We start from the raw sequence: 12,477 nt of genomic DNA on the forward strand, positions 1-12,477 counted from the left end.
GGTTGGGGGGGGGGCGGGGCAGAGGGCGCGCTGGGGACCGTCGCGGCTGCCGTGATGAATGCGGGAGCTGGGAGGTCTTCGTGGGGGCGGCGCCCGGTGGGCTGCGGCGCGCCCGTCTCCTCGCCGCCCGCCGCGGGCAGGGCCCTGGCCAGCGCGGGAGCCTCGGCGGGAGCGCCCTGGGCGGGCACGGGCACACCCTGCGGGGGCACGGCGGCGCCCAGCGCGGCCCGGCCCTGCGCGCCCTCGGCGGCGGTCACCACGGAGCCCTCGGCGGGCCGGCCGCGGCGGCGCCCGGTCGGCTCGACGGCCCCAGGGGTTCCGGGGGTCCCAGGGGTCGCGAGGGTCCCAGGGGTCCCAGGGGTCGCGAGGGTCCCAGGGGGCGCGGGGGTCCTGGGGGCACCAGAAGCCCCAGCGGTCCCGGGGGCCGTGGTACCGCTCTCGGCCGTACCGTCCGCCGTGCCCGCGTTCTGGGCCGGGATCAGCTCGGCGGGACCGGCCGGAGCCTGCTCCGTACGACCTCGGCGCCGGCCGGTCGGCTCGACGGCGCCGGCGTTGCCGCCCTCGGCGGTCACCGGACTCCCCAGGAAGGCGTCGGTGGACGCCCGCCGGGCGCGCCGCCGTCCGCCGCCGTTCGTGTCCGAGGCCTGCGCGGGCAGGGCGAGCGCGGCCCCGTCGGACGGCGCGGCCTCCGGCTCGGAGGCGGTGGAGGCGGAGGCGGCGGAGGCGGAGGCGGCGGAGGCGGGGGTGGCGATCGAGGCGGGGATGGCGGGGGTGGCGGGGGTGGCGATCGCGGCGGACGAGTCAGGCACAGCGGAGGGCGTGGGCGGGGCGGGCGGGGGCGTGATCGTCCCCTTCCCGGCGCCCAGCGGCACCTCCAGTACGTACGCGCTGCCACTCATCCCCGGCACCTCGTGCGTCTGCACCACACCGCCGTGCGCGGCCACGATGCCGCGGACGATGGGCTGGTGGACGGGGTCGCCGCCGGCGTAGGGTCCGCGGACCTCGATCCGTACGACGTCACCGCGCTGCGCGGCGGCCACCACGATCGTCGAGTCGGCGTACCCGGCACCCGGTACGACGCGGGCCTTGCCGGTGGAGTCGACCCCGGCGACGTCGGCCACGAGATGCGCGAGCGCGGTCGCGAGCCGGCCCGCGTCCACCTCGGCCTCGATCGGCGGGGCGTGCACGGCGAACTGCGCCCGGCCGGGCCCGATGAGCTCCACGGCCCCGTCGACGCCGGCCGTGACGACCGCGTCGAGCAGGGCGACGGACTTGCCGAGCGTCTCCGTCCCGGCGTCCAGCCGCTGGTAGCCGAGGACGTTGTCGACGAGGGTGGTCATCCGGGCGTACCCGGCGGCCAGGTGGTGCAGGAGCTGGTTGGCCTCGGGCCATAGCTGTCCGGCGTCGTCGGCGGCGAGGGTGGAGAGTTCGTTCCGCAGCTCCTCCAACGGCCCGCGCAGCGACTCGCCGATGACGGCCGTCAGCTGCTCGTGCCGGGCGGCCAGCGCCTCGTACCGCTCCTTCTCCGCCGCCGCCCGCTCCTCGTGGCTCTTCTTCAGCTCGGCGAGCTCGGTCGCGTGCTTCGTGGCGAGCGTGGCGACCTCGGTCGCGCGCTCCTCGGCGAGCTGCTCGTACGGCCGGCGGTCGGTGAAGGTCATCACCGCGCCGACGAGCTGGTCCCCGTCCCGTACGGGCGCGGTCGTGAGGTCGACCGGTACCTGGGAGCCGTTCTTCGCCCAGAGCACCTGGCTGCGGACGCGGTGCTTGCGTCCCGACTTGAGGGTGTCGGCGAGGGGCGACTCCTCGTACGGGAAGGGCTCGCCGTCCGCGCGGGAGTGCAGGATCAGCGGGTGCAGTTCCTTGCCGCCGAGGTCGCTCGCGCGGTAGCCGAGGATCTGCGCGGCGGCGGGGTTGACGAGGACGACCCGCCCGTCGGTGTCCGTACCGACGACACCCTCGGCGGCCGCGCGCAGGATCATCTCGGTCTGACGCTGCGAGCGGGCGAGCTCGGCCTCGGTGTCGAGCGTGCCGGTGAGGTCGCGGACGACGAGCATGAGCAGCTCGTCGCCGGTGTAGGCGGTGTACGAGTCGTAGGCCTCGCGGCCGTCCTCCAGGCTGGCGCTGGTCACCTCGACGGCGAACTCGCCGCCGTCCGTCCGGCGCGCGATCATCCGGGTCGGCTTCGTACGGCCCTGTTCGTCGGTGCCCTCGGGGCGCCGCATGGAGCCGGGGATCAGGCGTGAGTCGAACCCCGGCAGCAGGTCGAGCAGCCCGCGTCCGACGAGAGCGGTGCCGGGGGTCTCGAACATGCCGAGGGCGATGGTGTTGGCGTTGACGACCGTGCCGTTGCAGTTGACGAGCACGAGACCGTCGGGGAGGGCGTCAAGTATGGCTGCGAGGCGAGCAGCGCCTCGGGATGGCCTGCTGCTCACGACGACGCTTCCTCCCTGACCACTGCACCTTGCCCGGCTGGCCGGCCCCATCTTGCCCTCCGGACCGCAGCCTGTCACTGAGAGGGAGTCTAAAGGCAGGCCCGGCGGTCTCGGGGTGCGGTCGCGTGCCCCGGCGACATCCCGACGGCATCCTCACCTCATCACCGCACGTGGGGCAGTACGGGCTCCAGGTTCTCCCACCGCTCGATCTCGCATCCGTCGGCCCGGGAGAAGCGGGCGTCGACGGTGCGGCCACGCCACTGTCCGGTGATGCGGGCCGTGGCGGGGCCGCCGTGCTGGAGGGAGCAGATCCGGTCCTTGGCGACGGGCGCGAAGGGGTTCCTCCCCGCCTCGGCGTGTCCGTCGAGGCGGGCACAGGCGCGCGCGGCGGCCGGGTGTGTCCCGCCGGGCTTCTCGCCGCACTCGAGCTCGAAGGTGCCGTCGGCGTTGCGGTGGCCGCTCCTGGTGATCGTCACGGTGAGCGTGTCGGGCGAGGAGAGCAACGGCAGGGACGGCAGGGGCCCGAGGCCGCCGACGCCACCGAGGCCGGCGGCGGTGGTCGTGGTGGCGGCGAGGGTGGCGAGGACGAGGCTGTGCAGCATGCGAACTCCAGGAAGGCGGATGGGGGCCGTCTGGCGCGGGCCCGTCTTCTCTAACGCTCCGTACTGCCGTTCGTTGCGCAACCGGGGTGCGCCGAGGGGCTTTGCTCTCCGCCCCGGAGGGCTAGTACGGTGAGAAGCGATTGGTGACACCAGGCTCGGCTGTGTCATCATCTGCACGCACCACTCACGCCCGCGTGAAGGTGCATGGAGGCGTCGCCTAGTCCGGTCTATGGCGCCGCACTGCTAATGCGGTTTGGGCCTTAAAGCCCATCGAGGGTTCAAATCCCTCCGCCTCCGCCCCACCCCGAAGCCCCGGCCCCACAGGCCGGGGCTTCGGCCGTTCCCCGGGCCGGCGCCACGGCCCCGGGCTTCGACCGTTCCCGGACCCGGCGCCACGGCCCGGCGCTTCGGCCGATCCGAGCCCGGGCCCCGCGCTCCGGACCGCGGCCGTTCCGGGACCCGGATCGACGATTCGTCGCGGATCGGAGGTCCCCCACCTGGCGGTACCGCGGAACGGAGGGAACCCCTCAGGATGGCGTTTCCGCAGGTCAGAGTGGGTCTGGCTAATGGATTTCGCGCTACGGCGCAGGTCATGTAATGTTGTCCACGCAACGCCGACCGGCAAGAAAAAAGCCGAGAAGCACAAGCACTCGTAGCTTAACGGATAGAGCATCTGACTACGGATCAGAAGGTTGCAGGTTCGAATCCTGCCGAGTGCACAGCAGGCAAGAGGCCCGGACGAGAGTCCGGGCCTCTTGCGTTTCCGGGCCGTACAGCAGCGAAGTACAGCAACCGCGCTGATCGCCGTCAGCCGGTGGTGCCGCCCATGGCATCGGACAGCTTGCCGATCGCGGCGCGTACAGCTTCCTCGCTCGCCTCGGCGCAGACCTCCATCGTCGTGGCGATCTGCGAGTGCCGCAGGATCCGCTGTGCCACCTTCGGGTGGACCTTGAGGACCACCAGGAGCGAGCTGCACGTGTGCCGGGTGTTCCGGAGCGGGATCACACGGAGTCCGGCGCGGCGGGCCCGCAGGGCGAACATGCGGGTGAGGTTGCCGGGCCCGATCGGCGTCCCGTACTTCGTCGTGAAGATCAGGTCACGGCCGTCCTGCCAGAGCTCCCCGGCAGCATTCCGGTCGCCGAGCTGCTGGGCGTGGCACATCAAGACGAGGCCGGCGGCAGCGCTCAGGATGAAACGGAGCCGAGGCCGTGACGGATTGGGGGCCGGTGGGTGGTTGCTGGAAACCCACGGCGGCGGGTGCTCGGCCGACGCACCCGCCGCCGTGGCTGACTTTCGGTGGCTGGAGTCGCCAACGGTCCGAGTCAGCTGACCAGAGAAGGCGGCGCGATCGTTCGTGCGCGGTCGTAGAGGTCCCTCGTGATGGCGTTCTTGAGGTGGGGGCGGAGGAGGCCGAACATGGTTCTGATCCGGTCGTCGGCTCGGCCGGACTGCACCATGGGGTAGTCGTCGAGCGCCTGGTGCCAGGTGTCGCAGGCCGCTTCCAGGTGGCCGATCTCCAGTTGCCGTTCGGCCAGCACGGCGCGGTGTCGGACGCGGGCGCGGCGGTAGACGCTGTAGCGCACCTTGTCGGACTGCCGCATGGCTTCGATGGCGCCGGAGACATCGCCGAGTTCGTAACGAACCTGGCTGATGTGGTAGTTGAGCGACGCCGGGTCGTACGAGCCGAACGCCTTGCCGCGGGACTCGGCACGGTCCATGGCCGTCTCGGCCTCCCGGATGTATCGCAACGCTCGAGTCCGGTTCCCGGTCTGTGCGGCGGCGTGTGCTTGCTGGCCGGCGAGGAAGGCCAGCATGCGAGGGCCTGCCTTGGGGGAGGCGGCTGCTGCGGCGTCTGCCAGTTCCATGGCCTTCGCCCCGTGGCGAAGGTCGATGGCCTGGACGCTCATGCCGCGCAGGGTGGTGCAGTAGGTCAGGTGATCATCGGCGGCGCCTGCCAGCTCCAGCGCCTTGACGTAGTAGCGCTGCGCCAGGCCGTGCAGTCCCTCGTCCACGGCCATGTAGCCGGTTAGGTACAGCATGTCCGAGGCTGCGGAGAGCATGGCCTTCCGTACGTCGTCGGGGGCGTCGGCGCGCAGGTAGGACGCCACGGTGTTCACCATGAACGAGGCGGCCATGGGGCGTGCGTGGCGACCGCCGAACTGGTCGTCCAGTTCCGAGACGCGCTCGGTCATGGCGATGACCATGTCCACTTCGTCCATGCCGATCCGGCGGGCGTCTTCGGCACGGCCCCGCTGTACCTGCTGGAGAAGGCCGGCGAGCTGCACGCGTCATGGGACGTGACAGCACTGGGTCCGCATCTGTCGACTGATCGCCTGGCACCGCGTGTCGTGGCGCGGACGCTGACCAGGCAGCACCGCTACACGTCCGAGACGCTGTTCAAGGGTGTCTATCGCCTGACTGAGCGGGCGTCCGCCACGTTCACCGCTTCCGGACTCGGCATCCACTACCCGGATCCCGCCGAACACGTCCTGGAGCCGCGCACGCTACGTCCCGGTGTCGATCCACTCGCCATGCTCGACGAGTTGCTGACCGACGTGATCCGTGAAGCGCCGAGCGCTACGGGGTGTGTGGGCGTCGAACTGTCGGGCGGCGCGGACTCCGGGAACGTCGCCCTGGCCGTGAAGGCAGCGCGCTTTGCGCACGTGCACAGCTTCGGCTTACTGGTCGGGGGAAGCACCGGCAGGCAGCAGCGCGAGCGCCGCCAGGCGTACGCGGATCACTGCAGCTTCCGAGACGTGGCCATTCCCGCTGTGCAGCACCCGCCGTTCTGCCCCGGTGGCGTGCGCGCTGTGCGCCGACCACATGATCCGGCGGGGGCGTTCTACCAGGAAGCCTTCGACGTCGTACGCGAGCAGGCAGCCGCCCGACGGTGCGACGTCATGTTCACCGGCAGTGGAGGGGACGAGGTGAACGCTCACCACTCCAGGACGGATGCGGAACTACCGCCCCCGGAAACCGTTCCGTGGCTCGGGCCGAAGGCGGTCCGGGCACTGGCCGAGGTGAACCAGCACCTGGCGCCCATCCCCGTCCTGCCGGTGCCGACCCTGATGGCGTTCGGGATGCACAACCCCGGCTTCCTGCGGGCCGGCGTCTGGCCGGTGAGCCCGCTCGTACACCCGCGGATCGTCCGGTTCATGGAGCAGCTGCCGCACGAGTACAAGCGAGGCAAGGCGCTGTTCCGTGCGCGGATCAGGTGGGCGGGACTGCCGGAGCCGGTGGCGGCGCCGGCCGAACCGGAGAACTTCCTGGCCGTCCTGGAGAAGGGGCTGCGCTCCTACGGCTTGCCAGTGCTGGACGACATGCTGGAGGAGTCCGTCCTGGTCGATCTCGGCTACGTTGACGGCAAGGCACTCGCTCAGGCCCGCAAGGACGCCGATGCCGCTTTGACCGTCCCTGACCTGCTGTGCGATGTCCTCGCCCTTGAGGTCGGACTGCGGAGCCTCATGTGATCAGCCACGACACGGAAGCGGAACCAGTGGAAGCGACGAACCTCCTCTACCGGGACCCGGCCCTGTACGACGTGATCCAGTCCGACAGCACCGGCGCCGGGGTGTGTCAGACCCTGATCGAGACGCACCGGCCGGACGGGCGGACGCTGGTCGACTTCGGATGCGGCACCGGCAGGGACCTGGAGATCCTGGCCAAGCGCTTCGAGTGCATCGGCCTGGACCTCCAGCCCGGCATGGTCGACTACGCCCGCCAGGTCCGGCCGGAGCTGGACATCCGCATCGGAGACATGCGTACCGCCCGACTCCGGCGGTGCATGGACGTGGTGACCTGCATGGGCAACAGCCTCGCCTACGTCCACGACAACAACGAGATCACCCAGGTCTTCGCCACGTTCGCGGCCCACGCCCAGAGGGGCAGCCTGCTCATCCTGTGCTCCCCCGTCGCACCCATCACGGGGACCGATCCGATGACCGCCACGGTCGACACCCCTAGCGGCCCCGCGACCGTCACGATCCGCCACGAGTGGGACCTGCGGACCCAGATCAACATCATGCACCGACACTGGGCACTCCCCTCAGGGGACGAGGCCCAGGACGAGATCCGCAGGCGTGTCCTCTTCCCGCGCGAGCTCGAACAGTACGCGGAGCGGGTCGGCTTCGAGATCCTGGACATGACCGACGGCTCCGGAGCCAGCCTCACCGGGCCGACGGCGTACACGGTGGCCAGGTACACCTGACTTGATCAACGGGGGTCGAGAAGCTGACTGGGCCGATTCCTACGGTTCACCGCACCAGCCCCGAGCTGTGGGTGGTGTGATGGCTCCATGCGACCTGAGCACTGTGTGACCAGGAACCACATCGAGGTGTGGCATGAACGGGTGCTGCCGTCCGGTCCAGAACGGATCAGGTTCGGGACGGTGTTGCACGGCTCGCTCCTGCCGATCCTGGTCTGGGCCGGCGTCGCGTGCTTTGTGTACTTCGTCTACAACCCGGTCGTAGCGATGGTCCTAGGCGGGCTCTTCGCGTTGTCGTTCGCCGTGGGGTTCGCGCTCCGCCGCAAGGCGAGGCACTCGGTCCGATGCAGCGCGTACGGTGCGCTGGGCGGAGTGCTCGACAAGTCCATGGCCGGGTTCTGAGGCGGTTGCGGTGGAGGCGGCCCAGGCCGCACCGCTCCCGGGCGCCGGCCGCGTGGATGTGAGACGTCACGGCGTCCCCCGGCCGAGAACCCCGCCCTGAGAACCGCGGTGCCCTGGTTGTCAGTGCCTCGGAGCAGACTGGTTCCGTGACGTGGCGGTGTGTCGGGATGCGGTGGAGCGGCGGTGTGCCCGGCCTCCGCTGGGACGGTGGGCGCGTGTCCGTGCTCGCGTACGGGCAGCAGGTCGCCTTCCGGGTCGTCGGGCCGCGGCTCTGCCCGGGCGCCCGCGGGAACCCCTGCCCGCTCGACGCGACCGTGCCCGCCCGTGCCACCGGCGGGCAGTGCCCCGAGTGCGCGCGACTCGACCGGGCCCACTCGGTCGCCGCCGACACGATCGCCGACGACCCCCGGACGTACCGCGTCTATCTCGCCTGGTTCGGGCCCGGGATGACCAAGGTCGGGATCACGGCCGAGGAACGCGGTGCCGCCCGGCTCCTGGAGCAGGGGGCCGTCGCCTTCGGCTGGCTCGGGCGCGGGCCGCTCATGGCCGCCCGCCGGACCGAGGAACTGCTGCGGCACGCCCTGAAGGTGCCCGACCGGATCCCGTACGCCCGTAAGCGCGCCGTACGGCACGACCTGCCCGGCCCCGACGCGCGCCGCCGCGAGATCGAGGAGCTGTACGGGCGGGCCACCGGGCTCGCCGGCTGGGCCGAGACCCTGGAGCGGGTGGAGTTCCAGGCGTACGACCACGCCGAGGCCTTCGGGCTCGACGGCCTGCCCCCGCTCTCCGGCACCGTCACCGAGCTCGTCGACGCCGGTGTCGTCGCCGGGCGCCTCCTCGCCGCCGCGGGGCCCGACCTGCACCTTCGCGACTCCGCGGGGCGCTGCCTCGCCGTCGACACCCGTGTCGTCCGCGGGTGGGGGCTCGTCTCCGCGGACCCCGGCCACCCCGTCACCGTGCCCGTGCGGAAGGCCGACACCGACGTCCAGGACGAGCTGTTCCCCCTGTAGCCCTCCGGCGCAGGGGGAACAGCTCGCAGCGCCCTGTACGTAAAGACTTGGATCCCTTCCGGCGGCCCTTATGGACACGCCCGCCCCGCCCGACGGAGGGTGATCCACATGACCCCGAAACTGGTGGCGGGCCTCGAACCGCCTTACTACACCGCTGTCTTCACCTCGATCCGTCCCGACGATCCCGAGGGATTCGCCGAGACCGACGCCCGCATGCTGGAGATCGTCAGCGGGCTTCCCGGCTTCCTCGGTGCCGAGGGCGCCCGCACCCCGGGCGGCCTCGGCATCACCGTCGCGTACTTCCGCGACCTCGCATCCCTCGACGCCTGGCGGGACAATGCCGAGCACCAGGCCGCGAAGCGTCACGGCAGGGAGCACTGGTACGAGAGTTACAGCGTCCACATCGGCAGGGTCGAGCGGAGTTACGGTTTTGAGCGCGGCTGACGCGACGCGACAGCTCGCCCGGCGACTCGGGATCCCCGGGCTCGTCGACGTCCACACCCACTTCATGCCCCAGAACGTCCTCGACAAGGTCTGGGCCTACTTCGACGCCGTCGGCCCCCTGACCGGTGTGGAGTGGCACATCACCTACCGCGAGGAGGAGGACCGGCGGGTCGCCCTCCTCCGCGAGTTCGGGGTCCTCGCCTTCACCTCGATGCTCTATCCGCACAAGGCCGGCATGGCCGAGTGGCTCAACAGCTGGGCCGCCGGCTTCGCCGCTCGTACGCCCGACTGTCTGCACACCGCCACGCTCTTCCCGGAGCCGGGCGCCACCGGCTACGTCCGGCACGCCCTCGACGCCGGGGCCCGTGTCTTCAAGGTGCACCTCCAGGTCGGCGGGTTCGATCCGAACGACGAGCTGCTCGAAGACAGTTGGGGCGTCCTCGCCGAGGCCGGCACGCCCGTCGTGGTCCACTGCGGCTCCGGACCGACCCCCGGCAGGTTCACCGGACCCGCGCCGGTCGGGCGGGTGCTCGCCCGTCATCCACGGCTCCGGCTGGTCGTCGCGCACATGGGCACGCCCGAGTACGGGGACTTCCTCGACCTCGCCGAGCGGTACGAGGGCGTCCACCTGGACACCACCATGGCGTTCACCGATTTCAGTGAACGCCTGGCGCCCTTCCCCACCGCCGAACTCCCCCGGCTGCGCGCGCTCGGCGACCGGATCCTCCTCGGCTCCGACTTCCCGAACATCCCCCATCCGTACGTCCACCAGCTCGACGCCCTCGAACGGCTCGGCCTCGGGGACGACTGGCTGCGCCGCGTCCTGTACGAGAACGGGGCCGCGCTCTTCCCCCAGGTTTCTCAGGGAATTCACAGGTAGGGGAAAGGGAGCTCTCAGTACCCCGGGTCAGCGTGGCGGTATGACTGCCACGAAGCCCCGCGGGCGCACCGACATGCGCCGGCCCGACGGTTCCGCCGTCCGCGTCCTCGTCGTGGACGACGAGGCCTCGCTCGCCGAGCTGCTCTCCATGGCCCTGCGGTACGAGGGCTGGCAGGTGCACAGCGCCGGCGACGGGGCCGGAGCGCTGCGCGAGGCCCGGGAGTTCCGGCCCGACGCGGTGATCCTCGACGTGATGCTGCCCGACATGGACGGACTCTCCGTGCTCGGCCGGCTGCGCCGCGAGCAGCCGGACGTGCCGGTGCTGTTCCTGACCGCCAAGGACGCCGTCGAGGACCGGATCGCCGGGCTCACGGCGGGCGGCGACGACTACGTCACCAAGCCGTTCAGCCTGGAGGAGGTCGTGGCGCGGCTGCGCGGGCTGATCCGGCGGTCCGGCGCGGCGCAGGTGCGGAGCGAGTCGCTGCTCGTCGTCGGGGACCTGACGCTGGACGAGGACAGCCACGAGGTCACGCGCGGTGGCGAGTCGATCCATCTGACCGCGACCGAGTTCGAGCTGCTGCGCTACCTCATGCGCAATCCGCGCCGGGTGCTCAGCAAGGCGCAGATCCTGGACCGGGTGTGGTCGTACGACTTCGGCGGCCAGGCGAACGTCGTCGAGCTGTACATCTCCTACCTGCGCCGGAAGATCGACGTGGGGCGGGCCCCCATGATCCACACCCGGCGCGGGGCGGGCTATCTCATCAAGCCGGGGGAGTAGACCGACCCATGCCAGGCCCTCGCTCCGAGCCGGCCGGCCTGCGTTCCCGTACCCGGTTGCGAGGCCTTCGCTCCCGTACCCGGTTGCGAGGCCTTCGCTCCCGTACCCGGTTGCGAGGCCCTCGCTCGTGGTCGCTCCGTACGCGGCTCGTCGTCTCCGCCGTCACGCTCATCGCGATCGTCGCCACCGTGATCGGGGCGGTGACGACGATCGCGTTCCGGTCGTACCTGTACGACCAGGCCGACGGGCAGCTCCAGGGTGTCGCCAACCGGGCCGCCGGGCCGCCGCAGGACATGCCGGGGCCCATCCCCGGCGGCACCCCCTTCGAGGTGCTCGGATTCCTCACCGGTCCCGGCGCCCCGCTCGGCACCGTCGGCGCGTCGGTCGTGGACGGCGAGCTGCGGGACGCCGCCGTCTCCGAGGAGGAGGAGCAGGGGACGTACGGCCCGAAGTACCGCGCACGGACCCTGGACGCGGCCCAGCGCGCCGCCCTCGCCGCCGCTCCGCGCGACGGCGCGCCGCACACCGTCGAGCTGCCGGGCCTGGACGACTACCGGGTCGAGTACGCCTCCGGGAGCCGTGGGGACTATCTCGTCGGGATCCCGCTCTCCGACGTCCAGGACACCCTCTCCACCCTGATCCTCGTCGAGGTGAGCGTCACCGGCGCCGGTCTCGTCGCCGCCTCGCTCGCGGGCTCGGCGCTCGTCGGGATCGCGCTGCGCCCGCTGCGGCGGGTCGCCGCCACCGCCACCCAGGTCTCCGAACTGCCGCTGCACAGCGGCGAACCGGCCCTTCACCACCGTGTCCCCGAGGCCGATCCGCGGACCGAGGTGGGGCAGGTCGGCGCCGCCATCAACCGGATGCTCGACCACGTCCACTCCGCGCTCCACTCCCGTCAGCAGAGCGAGACCCGGGTGCGGCAGTTCGTCGCGGACGCCAGCCACGAGCTGCGCACGCCGCTGGCCTCGATCCGGGGGTACGCGGAACTGACCCGGCGCGGCCGGGAGGAGTGCGGGCCCGACACCCGGCACGCGCTCGGGCGGATCGAGTCCGAGGCGACCCGGATGACGGGTCTGGTCGAGGACCTGCTGCTGCTCGCCCGACTGGACGCCGGACGCCCGCTCTCGTACGAGAGCACCGATCTCGCACCGCTCGTCGTGGACGCGCTCTCGGACGCCCGCGCGGCGGGACCCGAGCACCACTGGCGGCTCGAACTCCCCGACTCCGCCGTGTCGGTACGGGCGGACGCGGCACGCCTCCACCAGGTCCTGGTCAACCTGCTCGCCAACGCCCGTACCCACACCCCGCCCGGCACGCACGTCACCGCGCGCGTACGGACGGAGGGTGGCCGAGGCCAAGGCCAAGGTCAGGGCCAAGGTCAGGGCCAAGGTCAGGGCCAAGGCCAAGGCCAGAGCCACGTCCACGGCCGCGCCCTCGTCGAGATCGAGGACGACGGACCCGGCATCCCGGCCGGGCTCCTGCCCGTCGTCTTCGAGCGCTTCGCCCGCGGGGACGCCTCCCGCGCTCGCCGTGCCGACGGCAGCAGCACCGGGCTCGGGCTCGCCATCGTGCGGGCCGTGACGGTCGCCCACGGCGGTGAGGTGACCGTCAGGAGCCGGCCGGGAGGGACCGTCTTCACGGTGGCCCTCCCGCTGGAGAACCAGCACGTCCCGCAGGACTCACAGGCAGGGCACAGGCTCATCACACAGCCGTGACAGCCGCCCT

10 protein-coding genes, 2 tRNA genes and 2 pseudogenes are annotated in these 12,477 nt (G+C 71.8%); 10 read left to right on the forward strand and 4 right to left on the reverse strand.

Features of this window, described 5'->3' with window-relative positions; all coding sequences use genetic code 11:
• Both ACFUJR_RS11715 and ACFUJR_RS11720 read right to left on the reverse strand, forming a co-directional pair.
• Window positions 1-2,432 (reverse strand): PAS domain-containing protein (locus tag ACFUJR_RS11715; RefSeq protein WP_383450344.1); only part of this gene is annotated, 2,432 nt, incomplete at its 3' end.
• Window positions 2,433-2,593: 161 nt separating this feature from the next.
• Window positions 2,594-3,034: an SSI family serine proteinase inhibitor gene (locus ACFUJR_RS11720; RefSeq protein ID WP_383163745.1), complete on the reverse strand. Its 441-nt coding sequence runs from the start codon at window positions 3,032-3,034 to the stop codon at window positions 2,594-2,596.
• A gap of 206 nt (window positions 3,035-3,240) precedes the next feature.
• On the opposite strand from ACFUJR_RS11720, the gene ACFUJR_RS11725 reads away from it, so the two are divergent.
• Window positions 3,241-3,331: transfer RNA gene (locus ACFUJR_RS11725), tRNA-Ser, on the forward strand.
• Between the two features lie 349 nt (window positions 3,332-3,680).
• Window positions 3,681-3,753: transfer RNA gene (locus ACFUJR_RS11730), tRNA-Arg, on the forward strand.
• Between the two features lie 88 nt (window positions 3,754-3,841).
• On the opposite strand, the pseudogene ACFUJR_RS11735 reads toward ACFUJR_RS11730, so the two are convergent.
• Both ACFUJR_RS11735 and ACFUJR_RS11740 read right to left on the reverse strand, forming a co-directional pair.
• Window positions 3,842-4,195 (reverse strand): annotated as a pseudogene (locus ACFUJR_RS11735) (site-specific integrase); the annotation flags it as partial.
• Between the two features lie 161 nt (window positions 4,196-4,356).
• A pseudogene (locus ACFUJR_RS11740) lies at window positions 4,357-5,292 on the reverse strand (transcriptional regulator); the annotation flags it as partial.
• On the opposite strand from ACFUJR_RS11740, the gene ACFUJR_RS11745 reads away from it, so the two are divergent.
• The 8 genes from ACFUJR_RS11745 to ACFUJR_RS11780 all read left to right on the forward strand — a co-directional run bounded on the left by ACFUJR_RS11745 (window position 5,179) and on the right by ACFUJR_RS11780 (window position 12,467).
• A complete protein-coding gene (locus ACFUJR_RS11745) occupies window positions 5,179-6,504 on the forward strand; it encodes an asparagine synthase-related protein (protein WP_383177609.1) in 1,326 nt (441 codons plus the stop codon). The pseudogene ACFUJR_RS11740 and the gene ACFUJR_RS11745 sit on opposite strands and share 114 nt — an antisense overlap.
• Before the next feature lie 26 nt (window positions 6,505-6,530).
• Entirely contained in the window at window positions 6,531-7,241 is a 711-nt protein-coding gene (locus ACFUJR_RS11750; protein WP_383177612.1) for a class I SAM-dependent methyltransferase, read from the forward strand.
• 87 nt (window positions 7,242-7,328) lie between these two features.
• Window positions 7,329-7,640 carry a hypothetical protein gene (locus ACFUJR_RS11755; RefSeq protein WP_383177615.1) on the forward strand — a complete coding sequence of 104 codons (312 nt, stop codon included), beginning with the start codon at window positions 7,329-7,331 and terminating at the stop codon, window positions 7,638-7,640.
• Between the two features lie 167 nt (window positions 7,641-7,807).
• Window positions 7,808-8,650: a DUF2797 domain-containing protein gene (locus tag ACFUJR_RS11760; RefSeq protein ID WP_383177639.1), complete on the forward strand. Its 843-nt coding sequence runs from the start codon at window positions 7,808-7,810 to the stop codon at window positions 8,648-8,650.
• 108 nt (window positions 8,651-8,758) lie between these two features.
• Window positions 8,759-9,094, forward strand: coding sequence for an antibiotic biosynthesis monooxygenase family protein (locus tag ACFUJR_RS11765; RefSeq protein ID WP_383177618.1), 336 nt, complete (start codon window positions 8,759-8,761; stop codon window positions 9,092-9,094).
• Complete coding sequence (locus tag ACFUJR_RS11770; RefSeq protein WP_383177621.1) at window positions 9,081-9,974, forward strand: amidohydrolase family protein; 894 nt, start codon at window positions 9,081-9,083, stop codon at window positions 9,972-9,974. The genes ACFUJR_RS11765 and ACFUJR_RS11770 overlap by 14 nt, the downstream gene beginning before the upstream one ends.
• Before the next feature lie 40 nt (window positions 9,975-10,014).
• Entirely contained in the window at window positions 10,015-10,752 is a 738-nt protein-coding gene (locus ACFUJR_RS11775; protein ID WP_383177624.1) for a response regulator transcription factor, read from the forward strand.
• Window positions 10,753-10,862: 110 nt separating this feature from the next.
• The gene (locus ACFUJR_RS11780; protein WP_383177627.1) at window positions 10,863-12,467 is read left to right on the forward strand and encodes a sensor histidine kinase; all 1,605 of its coding nucleotides are present in this window, start codon (window positions 10,863-10,865) and stop codon (window positions 12,465-12,467) included.
• Window positions 12,468-12,477: the final 10 nt, after the last annotated feature.

Source organism: Streptomyces sp. NPDC057271 (genome assembly GCF_042668715.1).
Classification (GTDB): Bacteria; Actinomycetota; Actinomycetes; order Streptomycetales; family Streptomycetaceae; genus Streptomyces.